Here is a 14928-nt window from a genome sequence, read left to right on the forward strand (position 1 = left end):
TCCTCATGCCGTTCACGCCATCAGCGCGCCTCAGCGCACGGCGAATCCGTACGCCGTCGTCGAGGCGTACTCCTTGCCCGGCCGCAGCACCCGTGCTCGGGAATCGGGCCGGTTCGGGGAGTCCGGGAAGTACTGGGTCTCCAGCGCGATCCCGGCGCACGGCCCGAACGGCCGTCCGTCGAGGTGGTCCGCCGTGTACAGCCGCAGCCCCGGCTCCGTCGTGGTGACGGTCAGGATACGTCCCGACGCCGCGTCGTCCGCGAGGGTGCCGAACTCTTGCGCACGCATCACCGTGCTCGAACCTGCGCCCGTGATCACGGACCTTGGACCAACCGGTGAGCGGAGGGCGGCGTCACGGTCGGTCTACTTCGGGGGCCGGGCCGACGTGACATTGCGGTACGCGATCTCCGCCAGCCGCGCCTGCCCGTTCCGCCCCGGATGGAACCAGTCCCACTGGCTGAGCTGCTTGCCGGTGAACCGGTAGCCGAAGACCGCCCCGCCGTCGTAGCGGCAGCGCAGATCCTTCGCACAGACCTCGCGCAGCACCTTGTTGTACGCCACGACCCGCTCCTGCACCGAGGCCCGCCGGGCCACGGCACGCTCACCCATGTCGTCCGCGTCACCCAGCATCGACTGACAGATCCCCAGCTTCCAGATCTGCTTGCCCAGCGCATTGCCGCGCCCCGTAGACCAGAGCCGCTTGAGATCCGGCACGCTCGACACGTACACCTGCGCTTTCGGCGCCCCGGCACGCAACTGACGCATCGACTCCTCGAACGACGCACGGAAATCCGCCACCGGCGTCATGAACCGCGTCGAGTCCCGGCAGGCGTCATTGGCGCCGATCATCACCGTCACCAGATCCGGCTTCTTCTTCGCGGCCAGCGCCATCTGCTCCGGCAACTGGGTAATCCTGGCCCCCGTCTCGGCGTGGTTCCAACTGCGCGCGGCAGCACCCGACTCACCGAGCAGCCGCACGGCGAGGCTGCGCACCTCGCTGTCCGTGCCGGTTGCCCAGGACACCTCCGGACAGTCCACCAGCACCGAACAGGCGTCGAATCCGCGGGTGATGGAGTCCCCGACGGCGGCCACCGACCCCGGGCTGCGGTCCCAGACCGGGCCGGGCCTGGCGGGCGGCTTCCGCTGTCCGGCCGCCGCCCCCTTCGTCGTCCCGTCCCGAGCGGCGTCGCAGCCGGTCAGAACGGCCATGCCGAGTAACGAGGCCGCCGTCAGGACAGCGGTCGCGGTACGCGAACGGTGGCGGGCCGAATGATCCTGCATCCCTTGACTCCCCTCGGTCATGCCCCCGGCAACCCCTCGTGGCACCGGTCGGAAGGCCCGGGCGCTCCGGCGGGTGAAAGCTGAGCGAATGAGGGGCCCAGGACCGACCGTACGTCACACCTGGGACCCCGCCGCGCGGTAGCTTTTCCTCGTCGAACCAGCGGAGCTCTCCCTCGCCCGGCTCCACTCGGGTGGCTTTCCGAAAATCACATCACGTCACATACTTTCCCTTTTCAGGAGATTCACCCCGATGCTGTTTACTGATGACAACCTCGGGAGCCGGCCGAGAAGAGACGGTACGGGCGCGAGGCCGCTGGGGAAGGCGAACTTCGTCCCACACTGGAGGTCCCGGTGACGACACGTGGAGTTCTGTACGTTCACTCCGCACCGCGCGCGCTCTGCCCCCATGTCGAATGGGCGGTGGCGGGTGTCCTCGGTGTGCGGGTCCAGCTCGACTGGATCAGACAGCCGGCCGCGCCCGGCACCTGGCGGTCCGAGTTCTCCTGGCAGGCCCGGCCCGGCACGGCATCGAAGCTGGCCTCCGCGCTGCGCGGCTGGGACCTCCTGCGCTTCGAGGTGACCGCGGAGCCGAGTCCCACGTCGGAGGGCGAGCGCTACAGTTCCACGCCAGGGCTGGGCATCTTCCACGCCGTCACCGGCATGCACGGCGACATCCTGGTGCCCGAGGACCGGCTGCGGGCGGCGCTGGCACGGTCCGTGCGGGACGAGACCGACCTGGAGGCCGAGATCGCCAAGCTGCTCGGCAAGCCGTGGGACGACGAACTGGAGTCCTTCCGCCACGCGGGCGAGGGCGCACCGGTGCGGTGGCTGCACCAGGTGGTGTGACGGGCTCCTGCGGCGCGCCTCGGACGCCGGCGAAAATCAGCCCCTCCGGCGACTGAGGAGCGGGGGTCCGGGGCAGAGCCCCCCGAAACACTCCGCGCAACGACAAAGCCCGCCTCCCCACTCGGGGGAGACGGGCTTCGGCGTACCGGGCCGCAGACCGTGTGTCAGACGCTGCGGAACGCCAGGACCACGTTGTGCCCGCCGAATCCGAACGAGTTGTTGATCGCGGCGATCGACCCCTGCGGCAGCGGCCGCGGCTCATCGCGCACGATGTCCGCGTCCACCGCCTCGTCGAGGTGCTCCACGTTGATCGTCGGCGGAGCCAGCCGGTGGTGCAGCGCCAGGACCGTCGCGACGGTCTCGATGCCGCCCGCGCCACCGAGCAGATGACCGGTCATCGACTTCGTCGCGGAGATCGCGACATGGTCGAGATCGTCGCCCAGAACCTTGCGCAGCGCCTTCAGCTCCGCGACATCGCCCTGCGGCGTCGACGTGGCGTGCGCGTTGAGGTGCACGACCTCGGACGGCTTGAGGTCCGTCTGGTCCAGCAGGTTCTGCATCGCGGCGGCGATACCCCGCCCCGTCGGCTCGGGCTGCGCGATGTGGTGGGCGTCCGCGGACAGACCCTGGCCCAGCACCTCGCAGTAGACCTTGGCACCACGCGCGGCGGCGTGTTCCGCGGACTCCAGGACGACGACCCCGGCTCCCTCGCCGAGGACGAAGCCGTCACGGCCGGTGTCGTACGGACGGGACGCCTTCTCGGGCTCCTCGTTCTGCTTGGACATCGCCATCATGTTGGCGAACGCGGCGATCGGCAGCGGGTGGATCGCCGCCTCCGTGCCACCGGCGAGAACCACATCGGCACGGCCGGTGCGGATCATCTCGACGGCGTACCCGATCGCCTCGGCGCCCGAGGCGCAGGCGGAGACCGGAGTGTGCACACCGGCCTGGGCGTTGACCTCCAGGCCGACGTTGGCGGCCGGGCCGTTGGGCATGAGCATGGGCACGGTGTGCGGGGAGACGCGGCGTACGCCCTTCTCCTTGAGCACGTCGTACTGGTCGAGCAGGGTGATCACGCCGCCGATACCGGAGGCGATGACCGAGCCCAGCCGCTCGGGCCGGACCGTGTCGTCCTCACCGGCCTTGCCGGTGTAGCCGGCGTCCGCCCACGCCTCGCGGGCCGCGATCAGCGCGAACTGCGCCGAGCGGTCCAGCTTGCGGGCGAGCGGGCGGGGCAGTACGTCGCCCGGGTCGACGGCCGCGAGTGCGGCGATCCGGACGGGCAATTCAGCGAAACGTTCGCCCTCGAGAGGCTTGACGCCGGAACGACCGGCGATCAGACCTTCCCAGGTCGACGTCGAGTCGCCACCCAGCGGAGTGGTTGCGCCGATACCGGTGACGACCACGGTGCGATTGGTCGAGTTCACTGGAAAATCTTCTCCACGTGTAGGGGGTCGTGAATCAGCGGCGCCACCGCCGGGTGGCGACACAGAGCCGGCCTGATCAGGCCTGGTGCTTGAGGATGTACTCGGCAGCGTCGCCGACCGTCTTGAGGTTCTTGACGTCCTCGTCGGGGATCTTGACGTCGAAGCGCTCCTCGGCGGCGACGACGACCTCGACCATGGACAGCGAGTCGACGTCCAGGTCGTCGGTGAAGGACTTGTCCAGCTGGACGTCCTCGACCGGGATACCGGCGATCTCGTTGACGATCTCGGCGAGACCGGTGACGATCTCTTCCTGAGTGGCGGCCATGTTGGCGCTCCTTCGATGTTTATCTGCAGGGTTTGGACGTCCGGGCCGAAAGGCCTGGTGTGCCTAGGGGAGAGTAACGACCGTCGCGGCGTAGACGAGACCCGCCCCGAAGCCGATGACGAGCGCGGTGTCGCCGCTCTTCGCCTGACCGGTCGCCAGAAGCCGCTCCATAGCGAGCGGAATCGAGGCGGCGGAGGTGTTGCCGGTGGTCTCCACATCACGGGCGACCGTGACATTCTCCGGCAGCTTCAGGGTCTTCACCATCGAGTCGATGATCCGCATGTTGGCCTGGTGCGGAATGAAGACGTCCAGGTCTTCCGGGGAGATCCCGGCCGCGTCCAGCGCCTGCTGGGCGACCTTCGCCATCTCGAAGACGGCCCAGCGGAAGACCGCCTGGCCCTCCTGCGTGATGGCCGGGAACTTCTCCGGACGCTCGGCGTGGAACTCGTCCCACGCCACGGTCTGCTTGATGGTCTCGGACTTGTCGCCCTCGGAGCCCCAGACGGTCGGGCCGATGGCCGGCACCTTGGAGGGGCCGACGACGACCGCACCGGCGCCGTCGCCGAAGAGGAAGGCCGTCGCGCGGTCCTCCTTGTCGGTGAGGTCGCTGAGTCGCTCCACGCCGATGACGAGAACGTACTCCGCCGACCCGTCGACGATCATGCCCTTGGCGAGGGTCAGTCCGTAGCCGAAGCCCGCGCAGCCGGCCGAGATGTCGAAGGCGGCGGGCTTGCCCGCACCGACCTTGTGGGCGATCTCGGTCGCGATGGCCGGGGTCTGCTTGAAGTGCGAGACGGTGGAGACGATCACGGCGCCGATCTGCTCGGGCGCGATCCCGGCGTCGGCGATGGCCTTCCCGGACGCCTCCACGGACATCGCGGCCACGGTCTCCTCCTCGGAGGCCCAGTGGCGCGTGGCGATACCGGAGCGCGAGCGGATCCACTCGTCGGACGAGTCGATCGTCTCGAGGATCACCTCGTTGGGCACGACACGGGTCGGGCGGTAGCCGCCGACACCCATGATCCGCGCGTACGGGGCGCCCTTGCTGGGCTTGATCTTCGACATGCTCTCGGGCTCCTTAGGCGCCTGCGTGCTCAAGCATGAGCGCGCGTGCCGCGTCGAGGTCGTCGGGGGTCTTGAGCGCGAGGGTCTGTACACCGGGCAGCGCGCGCTTGGCGAGACCCGTGAGGGTGCCGCCGGGGCATGCCTCGATGAGAGCCGTGACGCCCATCTCCTTGAAGGTCTCCATGCACAGGTCCCAGCGGACCGGGTTGGCCACCTGGCCGACCAGCCGCGAGATGACCTCGTCGCCGATGGCAACGGGCTTCCCGTCGGCGTTCGAGACATACGCCACGGCCGGGTCGGCGATCTTCAACTCCAGGGCGGCCTCACGCAGTCGGTCGACGGCGGGCGCCATGTGGTGCGTGTGGAAGGCACCGGCGACCTTGAGGGGCACCACGCGGCGTACGCCCTCGGGCTTGTCCTCGGTCAGCGCGGTGATCTGCGCGGCGGTGCCGGCGGCGACGATCTGGCCGCCCCCGTTGACGTTCGCCGGGGTCAGACCGAGCTTCTCCAGGTGCGGGACCGTCACCTCGGGGTCGCCGCCGAGCAGCGCCGCCATGCCGGTCTCGGTGACCGCGGCGGCTTCGGCCATGGCGAGCCCACGGGTGCGTACGAGACGGAGCGCGGCCTCGTCGCCGATGACTCCGGCGAAAGCGGCTGCGGTGATCTCACCCACGCTGTGACCTGCGACGATGTCGGGCGACGCGTCGAGCGCGGCGGCGGACAGCAGACCGGCGGCGACCAGCAGCGGCTGCGCCACAGCGGTGTCACGGATCTCCTCCGCGTCGGCCTCGGTGCCGTAGTGGGCGAGGTCGAGCCCGATGGCGTCGGACCAGCCGGCGATGCGGTCAGCGGCACCGGGGAGGTCGAGCCAGGGAGTCAGGAAGCCGGGCGTCTGAGCGCCTTGGCCGGGAGCGACGAGTACGAGCACCCTCACACTCTCTCTTGTGAACGGTCCGTAGCGCCCGTGGGGACAGGGACGAAGAACCGTATGGGGAATTGTTGATGTTCGACAAAAGTCTAGGACTGGGGGTCTCTGGCGGCCAAGCGTCCCAGGATCAGGGCGATTCGGAGCGTGAACGCCGAGCGGACATCAGAAGGTGACCAGCCGGTGACGTCAGTCACACGTCGGAGCCGGTAGCGCACGGTGTTGGGGTGGACGAAGAGCATCCTGGCCGCGCCTTCCAAGCTGCTCGCCTGCTCCAGATACACACTCAGCGTCTCCAGGAGTGCAGAACCCGCTTCCTCCAGCGGTCTGTAGATCTCCTCCACCAATTGGTCCCGTGCGGCAGGGTCGCCCGCCATCGCGCGCTCCGGCAGCAGATCGTCGGCCAGCACCGGTCGCGGGGCGTCCTGCCAGGCGCCGCACGCCTTGAGGCCGGCGGCCGCCGCCTGCGCGGACCGGGTGGCCGCCAGCAGGTCGGTCACCACGGGCCCGGCGACGACGGGACCTGCCGCGTACGGACCGATCAGTGCCTTCGCGACATGCAGCGGGTTGTCGCTGCCGCCCGCGATGACGACCAGCCGGTTGCCGAGCACCCCGGTCAGGACCTGGAGCTTCGCGTGCCGGGCGGCCCGCCGGATCGCCTCCACGGTCAGCTCGCTGTCGCCGTCCGGCGCCGTACCGAGCACCACGCAGACGTGCTCGGGGGAGTTCCAGCCGAGCGCCGCGGCGCGTGACACGGCGCCCTCGTCGGCCTCGCCGGACAGCACCGCGTTCACCACGAGCGATTCCAGCCGGGCGTCCCAGGCGCCGCGGGCCTCGGCGGCCTGCGCGTACACCTGGGCGGTCGCGAACGCGATCTCGCGTGCGTAGACGAGCAGTGCCTCCCGCAGCACCGACTCGTCGCCGGGCGCGGCGACCTCCTCGATCGCGGCCTCCATGACCTCGATCGTCGTACGCACCATCTCGACGGTCTGCCGCAGGGTGATCGCCCGGGTCAGCTCGCGCGGAGCCGTACCGAACACATCGGTGGAGATGGCCTGCGGGGCCTCCGGATGCCGGAACCACTCGGTGAACGCCGCGATCCCGGCCTGGGCCACCAGGCCGATCCAGGACCGGTTCTCCGGGGGCATCGCCCGGTACCACGGCAGCGACTCGTCCATGCGGGCGATCGCGTTGGCGGCCAGTCGGCCGGAGGACTGTTCGAGGCGTTTCAGGGTCGCGGCATGAAGGTGGGCGTCGTTGGCGGCGGGCTGCTCAGGATCGGGTCGGGGCACGAACACAAGACTGCCTCATCGGACGACGTGCTCGGAGAGCCGGGGCGGTGGCGGGTCGTACTGCCGGGTGATGACTTGGGCACGGGCCGTGCCGCCGGGCGGCGGCACGGGGGCCGCAGGGCGCCGCTCCGGGCTACCGTGGACGGGTGATATCCGTACAGCGCTCCGACGGCCGCTTCAGGGGCGGGAACGAGGCGGCCGGCATCGAGTCGCTGCACGCCTTCTCGTTCGGCAGCTTCTACGACCCGGACAATCTGCGCTTCGGCGCGGTCCTGGCCTGCAACGAGGAACGGCTGGCGCCGGGTGCGGGCTTCGACGAACACCCGCACAGCCACACGGAGATCGTCACCTGGGTCGTCGAGGGGGAGCTTACCCACCGCGACTCGACCGGCCACGCCACGGTCGTTCGGCCCGGCGACCTCCAGCACCTCAGCGCCGCGGCCGGAGTGCGCCACGCCGAACGCAACGACGGCGATGTTCCGCTGACGTTCATTCAAATGTGGCTGGCACCGCTCGAACCGGGTGGCGAACCCTCGTACACGATCGTCCCCGGCCTCACCGACGCCACCCCGTACGCCCTCCCGGCAGCCGGTGCGATGCTGCACGTGCGCCGACTGGGCGCGGGGGAGCGGGCGGCGGTGCCGGACGCGGCGCGGGTGTACGTCCATGTGGTGGCCGGCGGCGTGCGGCTGGCCGGTGAGGACCTGTCGCCGGGCGACTCGATGCGGATCACCGGCGAGGAGGGGCTGGAGCTGGTGGCGGCGGAGCCGGCCGAGGTGCTGCTGTGGGAGCTCGGCGGCTGAGAACGGGGGTGCGACCGGGATGTCCGGCCGTGCGGGCTACGTCTTTGGGGTGTCGGTGAACTTGTCCAGCTCGCGCATTGCCTGGGAGTGGGCGCTCATCCGGCGGCTCAGACTGCCGCTGGTGAAGAGCGCCACACCGACGATGGACACCGGCAGGGACAGCCCGAGCACGGCTACCGCCTCGGGCCAGTCGCGTTCGTCCGCGCAATAATCTCCGCGCTGCAAGCCTTGGTTGGCCGTGCCGTACTCGGTGAACAGCCGAGACCGGCACTCTGCGGGGTACTTGTCGTCGGGCTCCCTGTCCACCTCGTACGGCGTCAGCAGCAGTACGGCGCACCAGGCCCACAGCAGCGCGGCGAGGGACAGCAGACCGATGCCCCAGGCCCGTATCCGCGTCGCCCGGTCGCGGAAGTCGAGGTCGTACTCACGTGATCGCATGGCGGACGAATCTAGCAGCGCCCGCACACGCCCCATCGCGGCTCGTCGGCCCAGGTCGGTCCCACTCGGCATCGACGAAGCCGAGACGCCGGTGCTCGCCGGGTGGCCCGAACTACCGGTCCGCGTCCCGGCGCCACATCGACCACATGGGCGGCCCGGACCAAAACGTCATCTCCTCGTGCACGGCGAAGCCGTGCCGCCGGTAGAAGGTGAGATTGCGGCGGTTGCTCGACTCCAGGAACACCGGCCGCCCGTCCGCGTCCGCCTGCTCCAGCAGCCCTCCGAGCACCCGCGACCCGCGCCCCGTGCCGCGTGCGTCCGCATGCGTGCCGATGTACTCGACGTACCAGTGCGCGGGTTCGGCCGGGTGGTGGTGCTCCAGCGCGAGCAACCTCATTCCAGTCCGCGGCAGTTGGGCCCGCCCCGCCCGCAGCAGCGTGCCCGCGTTGCGCAGCAGATACCCCACCGGCAGCTTCCACTTCCCGGGCTCCGCCCACACCGCGGCCACCGTGCGGTCCGGATCCGTCCACACCCGGCCGGCCGGGACCTGCTGCGCCAGATGCGCGGTGAACAGCAGCCGTAGCCTCCGGTCCCGGTCGTGCGGCATCAGCCAGGACCAGACGGGGTCCTCGGCGTAGGCGCTGGCGAGTACGGAGGCGAGCGCCGGGACGTCGGAGGCGGTAGCGCGGACTAGGTCGGCCATGGACGAGGAGAGTAGTGGTTCCCCGGGCCGCGGACACGGGCGTCGACGGACATCCGCCGACCGTGTGCCGCGGCGTCGGTCCCTCAGGCCGCGAGCTCCGCCAGCACCGATTCCGTGAACGGCGGCCACACCTCTCCTGCTCGTGGTCAGAAGGCCCGGCCAGTGAGCGCGACGCAGGTCGCCCCTGCACGATTCCCACCGGTGACGCCGGCCCGGCGAGGACCTCCCCATCCCCCGAGTGAGTGCTTTCACGCCCGCTACGGGAACCGGGAGCGATGGCCCCGGAATCCTCAACTACGGGGACAGAGCGGTCTATTCGGATCACTGCTCCCTGTGGAATCACGGCAAATCGGGGGAAAAATGCTGCGTTTACATTTCACGGACGCCGACCTGGCGAAGGTCTGGGTCGCGCGGGGTCCGGACCCGCTCTGGGAGACGATCCTCGGGGTACAACTGCTGTCGCAGACCGGCCCGCGGTCCTTCGGCGAGTGGCGGCGGCAGGCCCGTATGGAGCTCCAGCGCAAGGGCGCCGACGGCCCGGCCCGGCTGGTGGGCGCCGCGGCGCCACCGGCGAGCTATTTCCCGGACTTCCTGACACCTGCCGAAGGCGGTCACGGGCTGTCGGCGGGGCTGGACGCACTGCGGGCCACGCCGTCGGCCCGACTGCGCCAGGAGTTGGCGCTCACGGCGCGCACCCGGCGCCTGCCACGCTGGTTCGCCGGCCTCGCCGCCGGTGAGCGGAGCCATCTCGACGAACTGACCGATGCCATCCGGCGTGTGCACGACACCGTCATCCGCCCGGACTGGACGCGTGTGGCCGCGACGGTCCAGGCCGACCGGATGGTGCGGGCGCGGGCCCTGTGCGACGGAGGCGTTGCCGGGCTGCTGGAGTCGCTGCGACCCGCGCTGGACTGGCGGCCTCCGACGCTGTACGTGCGCTACCCCGAGGGCCGCGACATCCACCTCGACGGCCGGGGCCTCTGCCTGATCCCCTCCTTCTTCTGCCACAGCAGCCCGGTCGCACTGGCCGACCCGACCCTGCCGCAGGTGCTCGTCTACCCGATCGCGCGGACAGAGGGCCCCGACGTGTCACCGGTCGGCGCGGACCGGCGGCGGAGGCAGCTCGCGGGACTTCTCGGCCGCACCCGCGCACGTGTGCTGACCGCACTTCAGAACACCGCCACGACCGGCGAGTTGGCGCGCATGCTGCACATCTCCGCAGCCTCGGCGAGCGAGCACGTCCGCGCACTGCGGGAGGCCGGACTCGTCCACGGCAACCGGGTGGGCGGGCGCGTCATCCACAGCCTCACCCCGCTCGGAACGGCTCTGCTGCACGGCGACCCGCAACGTCCGGACCCCGCCTGAGCCGCGGAATTCGGCCCTGTCCGAAAGCCGTCGTCGTAGGTCACGCACCGCCCCGATGCTGGTACGGCAGCCGCGGGGGCGACGACAGGCAAAAGGTGGCCCCGGTGTCCGCACCGAGTAACACACGCTCGTTGCGCCGCCGTTCAGGTCGGTGGCGCGGCACGGGGGAAGGAATTCCAACCATGGAAACGACATTCACCGAGGGTCGGTTGAGCACTTCGCGCCGCCGCGCACGGCTCGCCGCCGCGGCGGTCGCCGCGCTGGCCACCGCCGGCATCCTCATCCCGGCGGGCAGCGCCGGGGCCCAGTACCGGACGCCCGACCGCGCGATCCCGACCAGCAAGACGCTGTCGGCGTACAAGTTCCAGCAGCAGAAGACGTTCTACTACTGCGGCCCGGCCGCCACCCGTCTCGCGCTGACCCAGCGGGGCGAGATCGTCAGCCAGAAGACCCTGGCGAAGAACCTGAAGGTCGAGGAGAACGGCCAGCAGACCGACAACATTGGCCTGGTGACCAAGGTCCTCAACAAGCGCCTGAAGGGCTCCCCTTACAAGAGCAAGTGGATCCCGGGCAACGACGCCACGTCGGCCCAGGTCAAGCGTCTGAAGAAGGACATCAAGGACAACATCAACAAGGGGTACGCCGTCGTGGCCAACGTCTACGGCACGGCGTACGACACCGCTGGCAAGAAGCACTCGTACAACCAGGGCCACTACCTCACCGTGGTCGGCTACACCAAGCGCGGTGACCGCGCGGTCATCGAGGACATCGCGAAGTCCAAGGGCCACAAGTACACGATGACCACGTCCAAGCTGGCGACGTGGATCGCGTCGAGGGGCTACTCGGCGTAGCGCCGCAGCCGGTCACGGGGGAACAGAAGGGGCTCGGGACGACCACCGGTCGTCCCGAGCCCCCTCCGTCGCAAGGCTTCCGGTGACGTCAGCGGAGCCCGTCCACGAAGCTCTGCCAGGCGTCGACCCCGATGGTCAGGACGGGGCCGTCCGGGTTCTTGCTGTCGCGGACGGGGACGGCGCAGGGCAGGCCGTCGGCCACCTCGACGCATTCGCCGCCGGTGTTGCCGCTGTAACTGGACTTGCGCCAGGCCGCGCCGCCGGTGACGGTGCACTCGACGCAGTCGCCGCCGTTGGTGCCGCTGTACGACGACTTCCGCCACTGTGCTTCGGCCAGTTCATGGCTGGTCTCCATAGCGTTCCTCCATCACACGAGCGATCAGTGTCGCCGAATCCTCGGGGGAGAGGGCTGTGGCTTGCAAGCGAGCGTAGCCGACCGAACGTTCCTTGATCACCTGGGGATTGGCGGTCATGTGCCCCTGGTCGTAGCTCTCCACGTAGAACAGGTCGGGGTCGTCCTCGAACCTGAGCAGGTTGAACGACCCCATCATTCCCGTGTGCTGGCCGACGGAGAACGGAAGCACCTGGATCTGCACCCAGGGGTCGTCGCGGTAGTCCAACAGCTGTGCCAGTTGTGCCTGCATGACACCGCGTCCGCCGACTTCCTGGAGCAACGCGGCTTCGCTCAGGACGACCTACAATGCGGGCGGAATGTCGCCCTTCAGGATCCGCTGGCGATCCAGCCGGGCCGCCACCATCTCGTCGACCTTGCTCGGATGGTCGACACCGAGCAGCGCCCGCGCGTACTCCTCCGTCTGCAACAGCCCGTACACCAACTGCGCCTGGTACGTGGAGATGTACGTTGCACGAGCCTCCATCTCCGCGTACGGCTGGAACCAGGTCGGCAGCTGGCTGCGCAGGACCAGGCCGACGAGGCGCGAGAACACGCCGTCCGTGCCGAGCGCCGCGTCCACCCGTTCGGAGAAGTCCCGGGTGGGGACCTTCTTCGTGGTCTCGATCTGGCCGATCAGCGAACCCGTGCAGAAGATGATGTCGCCGAGCTGCCCCTGTCTGAGGTTGTGGGCCTCTCTCTGGCGCCGCAGCTCCCAGCCGTAATAGTCCAACGGGGAAGCGCTGGGGTCGAGGGTCTGGATGTTGGGCACAGCGGGGCACCTCCGGCGTTCAACGCCTCACGGCGTTCGTTTCCGTACGTAGCCGAGCGTAATCACGTCGCTGCATTCTGGTGACATGAATCACGTAATCGATCCGCAGGCCGACGATCTGCTGGAGGCGACCTACCGAGCCGACTTCGCGATCGGCGAGCACTCGGCCCGGCATCTGCGCCGCATCCTGCGCCTCTACCTCACTGCCTGGACTCTCCTCGACGTGGCCGACGCAGCCGAGCTGGCGCTCACCGAGCTGATCGCCAATGTCGTGCGGCACGTCCCCGGCCGCCGTTGCCAGACGCTTATTTTCCTGCTTCCGGCCGGGGGTGTGCGCGTTGAGGTGGCGGACGGCTGTCCGGAACTGCCGCGCGCGGTCATGGGTGATGCCCTCGACGAGGGCGGCCGGGGATTGGTCCTGGTCGACGCCGTCACCGACCGCTGGGGCGCGGAACCGCGCCCCGACGGCACTGGCAAGACGGTGTGGTTCGAGTGCATGTCCGGGAAGACGGCGGACCGGCCGGACGAGCCGTGGCTCAGCGGCCGGAGCGGAGCTCCGCGAGCACCGCGTCCGTGAACGGCGGCCACGCCTCCACCGCCCACGGCCCGAAGGCCCGGTCCGTGAGCGCGACGCAGGCGGCCCCCGCGGCCGGGTCGATCCACAGGAACGTCCCGGACTGCCCGAAGTGGCCGAAGGTCGCGGGCGACGAGGAACTGCCCGTCCAGTGCGGCGACTTGTGGTCCCGGATCTCGAAGCCGAGTCCCCAGTCGTTGGGGTTCTGGTGGCCGTAGCCCGGCAGTACGCCCTTCAGGCCGGGGTGCACGACGGTCTGCGCGGCGAGCACAGTGCGCGGGTCGAGCAGCCGGGGTGCCTGCGCCTCCGCCGCGAACCGCACGAGGTCGTCGACGGTCGAGACGCCGTCCTTGGCGGGCGAGCCGTCCATCGTCGTAGACGTCATGCCGAGCGGCTCCAGTACGGCCTGGCGCACGTACTCCGGGAACGGGATGTCGGTGGCCTTGGCGATGTGGTCGCCGAGGACCTCGAAGCCCGCGTTGGAGTAGAGCCGCCTGGTGCCGGGCGCGGCCGTCGTCCGGTGCTCGTCGAAGGCGAGCCCGCTGGTGTGCGCGAGCAGATGCCGGACGGTGGAGCCCTCGGGCCCGGCCGGCTCGTCGAGCTCGATCGCGCCCTCCTCGTACGCCACGAGCGCCGCGTATGCCGCGACGGGCTTGGTGACGGAGGCGAGCGGGAAACGGTGCGCGGTCGGGCCGTGCGTACCGACGACGGTGCCGTCCGCTCGTACGACGGCAGCCGCCGCGGTGGGGACGGGCCAGTTGTCGATCATCGCCAGGCTCTGCATGCGTACGAGCGTAACGGGCGCTGTCGGCGAGCCGACGGCCGCCCGACGAGGGTGAGTGTGCCCCCCGCCGTCGTGCGGCGGGGGGCACACTGCTTTGTCACCGAAAGGTCAGCTGATGGCTTGGTAGCCGGTGAAGGTTTCAGAGGCAGTCGCGGTCGGGCCGTAGCCGCTCGGAGTGTAATTGGTTGGAGAAGTATCGGAGCCTTCCGGTGCCAGGGGTGGTGCCTCAGAGATGGAATATGCCGTTCTTGTGGCGTCGGGGGGTGCGGTGAACAGAGGGACGTTCGTTGTGGTCCGGCCGGTGGCGACCAGGACGCGGTGGCCAGGGTTGACCTGGTCGGGGCTGTTGGCCCGTCGCGTTGATGCTGTCGTAGAGGTAGAGCCCGCCGCCGATGTCGAAGCGGGCCACCAAGCGGCCGGGCCCTGCTTGCCGGCGACGGTGTGCGAGCTGGGTGCGACGCAGCCCTGGCGGGCGGCTTTCCGGCAGGTCAACGCGAGTACCAGTACGGGTGACCGTAGGGAAAGCCGCTGCCCAGGGAAGGTGGTGCGTGCCAGACTGGCGTCATGGCTGACGCACTGCACCTGACTGCCGCGATCACTCACGAGGGCGAGTGGTACGTGGCCCGCTGCCTCCAGGTCGAGGTCACCTCCCAGGGCGAGACCATTGAGGAATCCCTGGAGAACCTGCGCGAGGCGCTGGAGCTCTACTTCGAGGACGCTCCCGCACCCGAGGTCACCGACGTGATCACCGCCCCTGTCGAAGTGCGGCGCGTTGCATGAGCCCCGCTGTCCCCACGGGCCTGTCTGGCGCGGCCATCGCCAAGGCCCTGGAACGCGGCGGGTTCGAGCACATCTCCACCCGCGGAAGACCCGCCCGTACAGGGCGGCCTTGTACTCCAGCATCGCGACGAACGACGCCCATCCCGCGTCGTGCACGGACTTGGCCAGACGTGTGCGGGCGAGCCCGTTGACCGCCAGGTCCTCCACGGCCAGTCGGGTAGCCGGAGCGCATTGCTGCGCCCCGGCCCCCTCAGAACCGGACGTGCGACTTTCACCGCATCCGGCTCAAGCAAGCCTCTGGGGCTT

General features: G+C 69.8%; 16 protein-coding genes and 3 pseudogenes. 6 read left to right on the forward strand and 13 right to left on the reverse strand.

Going from position 1 to position 14928, the window contains the following annotated elements:
• Positions 1-30: 30 nt before the first annotated feature.
• Positions 31-255 (reverse strand): annotated as a pseudogene (locus ACZ3IC_RS17590) (aldose epimerase family protein); the annotation flags it as partial.
• Between the two features lie 108 nt (positions 256-363).
• Complete coding sequence (locus ACZ3IC_RS17595) at positions 364-1281, reverse strand: SGNH/GDSL hydrolase family protein (RefSeq protein ID WP_467417154.1); 918 nt, start codon at positions 1279-1281, stop codon at positions 364-366.
• 351 nt (positions 1282-1632) lie between these two features.
• On the opposite strand from ACZ3IC_RS17595, the gene ACZ3IC_RS17600 reads away from it, so the two are divergent.
• Positions 1633-2127, forward strand: coding sequence for a DUF3145 domain-containing protein (locus ACZ3IC_RS17600; protein ID WP_467417156.1), 495 nt, complete (start codon positions 1633-1635; stop codon positions 2125-2127).
• A 164-nt stretch (positions 2128-2291) separates the two neighbouring features.
• On the opposite strand, the gene fabF is transcribed toward ACZ3IC_RS17600, so the two are convergent.
• From fabF to ACZ3IC_RS17625, 5 genes are all read right to left on the reverse strand, one after another.
• Complete coding sequence (fabF, locus tag ACZ3IC_RS17605) at positions 2292-3554, reverse strand: beta-ketoacyl-ACP synthase II (RefSeq protein ID WP_467417157.1); 1263 nt, start codon at positions 3552-3554, stop codon at positions 2292-2294.
• A gap of 76 nt (positions 3555-3630) precedes the next feature.
• On the reverse strand, positions 3631-3879 hold the full coding sequence (locus ACZ3IC_RS17610) for an acyl carrier protein (RefSeq protein WP_123470715.1): 249 nt from the start codon (positions 3877-3879) through the stop codon (positions 3631-3633).
• A gap of 63 nt (positions 3880-3942) precedes the next feature.
• Positions 3943-4944, reverse strand: coding sequence for a beta-ketoacyl-ACP synthase 3 (locus tag ACZ3IC_RS17615; RefSeq protein ID WP_467417161.1), 1002 nt, complete (start codon positions 4942-4944; stop codon positions 3943-3945).
• A 13-nt stretch (positions 4945-4957) separates the two neighbouring features.
• Positions 4958-5872 (reverse strand): ACP S-malonyltransferase, encoded by a 915-nt coding sequence (locus ACZ3IC_RS17620; protein ID WP_467417163.1) that lies wholly within the window; start codon positions 5870-5872, stop codon positions 4958-4960.
• Positions 5873-5961: 89 nt separating this feature from the next.
• Positions 5962-7161, reverse strand: coding sequence for a PucR family transcriptional regulator (locus ACZ3IC_RS17625; RefSeq protein ID WP_467417165.1), 1200 nt, complete (start codon positions 7159-7161; stop codon positions 5962-5964).
• Between the two features lie 146 nt (positions 7162-7307).
• Between ACZ3IC_RS17625 and ACZ3IC_RS17630 the strand changes: the two genes are divergently transcribed.
• Positions 7308-7964, forward strand: coding sequence for a pirin family protein (locus tag ACZ3IC_RS17630; RefSeq protein ID WP_467417167.1), 657 nt, complete (start codon positions 7308-7310; stop codon positions 7962-7964).
• A 36-nt stretch (positions 7965-8000) separates the two neighbouring features.
• Here the strand turns inward: ACZ3IC_RS17630 and ACZ3IC_RS17635 are convergent, their stop codons facing one another.
• Together ACZ3IC_RS17635 and ACZ3IC_RS17640 are read right to left on the reverse strand one after the other, a co-directional pair.
• Complete coding sequence (locus ACZ3IC_RS17635) at positions 8001-8402, reverse strand: hypothetical protein (protein WP_467417169.1); 402 nt, start codon at positions 8400-8402, stop codon at positions 8001-8003.
• A 112-nt stretch (positions 8403-8514) separates the two neighbouring features.
• Positions 8515-9105: a GNAT family N-acetyltransferase gene (locus ACZ3IC_RS17640; RefSeq protein ID WP_467417171.1), complete on the reverse strand. Its 591-nt coding sequence runs from the start codon at positions 9103-9105 to the stop codon at positions 8515-8517.
• Between the two features lie 360 nt (positions 9106-9465).
• On the opposite strand from ACZ3IC_RS17640, the gene ACZ3IC_RS17645 reads away from it, so the two are divergent.
• Both ACZ3IC_RS17645 and ACZ3IC_RS17650 read left to right on the forward strand, forming a co-directional pair.
• Positions 9466-10470 carry an ArsR/SmtB family transcription factor gene (locus ACZ3IC_RS17645; RefSeq protein ID WP_467417173.1) on the forward strand — a complete coding sequence of 335 codons (1005 nt, stop codon included), beginning with the start codon at positions 9466-9468 and terminating at the stop codon, positions 10468-10470.
• A gap of 182 nt (positions 10471-10652) precedes the next feature.
• The gene (locus ACZ3IC_RS17650; RefSeq protein WP_467417174.1) at positions 10653-11321 is read left to right on the forward strand and encodes a C39 family peptidase; all 669 of its coding nucleotides are present in this window, start codon (positions 10653-10655) and stop codon (positions 11319-11321) included.
• Between the two features lie 88 nt (positions 11322-11409).
• On the opposite strand, the gene ACZ3IC_RS17655 is transcribed toward ACZ3IC_RS17650, so the two are convergent.
• Both ACZ3IC_RS17655 and ACZ3IC_RS17660 read right to left on the reverse strand, forming a co-directional pair.
• Positions 11410-11676, reverse strand: a complete 267-nt coding sequence (locus tag ACZ3IC_RS17655; RefSeq protein WP_467417176.1) for a DUF397 domain-containing protein — start codon at positions 11674-11676, stop codon at positions 11410-11412.
• A pseudogene (locus tag ACZ3IC_RS17660) lies at positions 11660-12484 on the reverse strand (helix-turn-helix domain-containing protein). The gene ACZ3IC_RS17655 and the pseudogene ACZ3IC_RS17660 overlap by 17 nt, the downstream one beginning before the upstream one ends.
• An 85-nt stretch (positions 12485-12569) precedes the next feature.
• On the opposite strand from ACZ3IC_RS17660, the gene ACZ3IC_RS17665 reads away from it, so the two are divergent.
• Positions 12570-13061, forward strand: coding sequence for an ATP-binding protein (locus ACZ3IC_RS17665; RefSeq protein ID WP_467417177.1), 492 nt, complete (start codon positions 12570-12572; stop codon positions 13059-13061).
• On the opposite strand, the gene ACZ3IC_RS17670 is transcribed toward ACZ3IC_RS17665, so the two are convergent.
• Positions 13021-13842, reverse strand: coding sequence for a serine hydrolase domain-containing protein (locus tag ACZ3IC_RS17670; protein ID WP_467417179.1), 822 nt, complete (start codon positions 13840-13842; stop codon positions 13021-13023). The two genes, ACZ3IC_RS17665 and ACZ3IC_RS17670, sit on opposite strands and share 41 nt — an antisense overlap.
• Before the next feature lie 564 nt (positions 13843-14406).
• On the opposite strand from ACZ3IC_RS17670, the gene ACZ3IC_RS17675 reads away from it, so the two are divergent.
• Positions 14407-14622 (forward strand): type II toxin-antitoxin system HicB family antitoxin, encoded by a 216-nt coding sequence (locus tag ACZ3IC_RS17675; protein ID WP_307620863.1) that lies wholly within the window; start codon positions 14407-14409, stop codon positions 14620-14622.
• An 84-nt stretch (positions 14623-14706) separates the two neighbouring features.
• Here ACZ3IC_RS17675 and ACZ3IC_RS17680 read toward each other — a convergent pair.
• Positions 14707-14835, reverse strand: a pseudogene (locus ACZ3IC_RS17680) (RNA-guided endonuclease TnpB family protein); the annotation flags it as partial.
• Positions 14836-14928 lie beyond the last annotated feature (93 nt).

It is taken from the genome of Streptomyces sp. NPDC002958 (genome assembly GCF_055563255.1).

Coding starts and splice junctions, on each gene's coding strand:
- ACZ3IC_RS17650 (WP_467417174.1), top strand. CDS start 10,653: ATGGAAACGACATTCACCGAGGGTCGGTTGAGCACTTCGCGCCGCCGC.
- ACZ3IC_RS17670 (WP_467417179.1), bottom strand. CDS start 13,842: ATGCAGAGCCTGGCGATGATCGACAACTGGCCCGTCCCCACCGCGGCG.
- ACZ3IC_RS17595 (WP_467417154.1), bottom strand. CDS start 1,281: ATGCAGGATCATTCGGCCCGCCACCGTTCGCGTACCGCGACCGCTGTC.
- ACZ3IC_RS17635 (WP_467417169.1), bottom strand. CDS start 8,402: ATGCGATCACGTGAGTACGACCTCGACTTCCGCGACCGGGCGACGCGG.
- ACZ3IC_RS17665 (WP_467417177.1), top strand. CDS start 12,570: ATGAATCACGTAATCGATCCGCAGGCCGACGATCTGCTGGAGGCGACC.
- ACZ3IC_RS17645 (WP_467417173.1), top strand. CDS start 9,466: ATGCTGCGTTTACATTTCACGGACGCCGACCTGGCGAAGGTCTGGGTC.
- ACZ3IC_RS17615 (WP_467417161.1), bottom strand. CDS start 4,944: ATGTCGAAGATCAAGCCCAGCAAGGGCGCCCCGTACGCGCGGATCATG.
- ACZ3IC_RS17610 (WP_123470715.1), bottom strand. CDS start 3,879: ATGGCCGCCACTCAGGAAGAGATCGTCACCGGTCTCGCCGAGATCGTC.
- ACZ3IC_RS17655 (WP_467417176.1), bottom strand. CDS start 11,676: ATGGAGACCAGCCATGAACTGGCCGAAGCACAGTGGCGGAAGTCGTCG.
- ACZ3IC_RS17640 (WP_467417171.1), bottom strand. CDS start 9,105: ATGGCCGACCTAGTCCGCGCTACCGCCTCCGACGTCCCGGCGCTCGCC.
- ACZ3IC_RS17675 (WP_307620863.1), top strand. CDS start 14,407: ATGGCTGACGCACTGCACCTGACTGCCGCGATCACTCACGAGGGCGAG.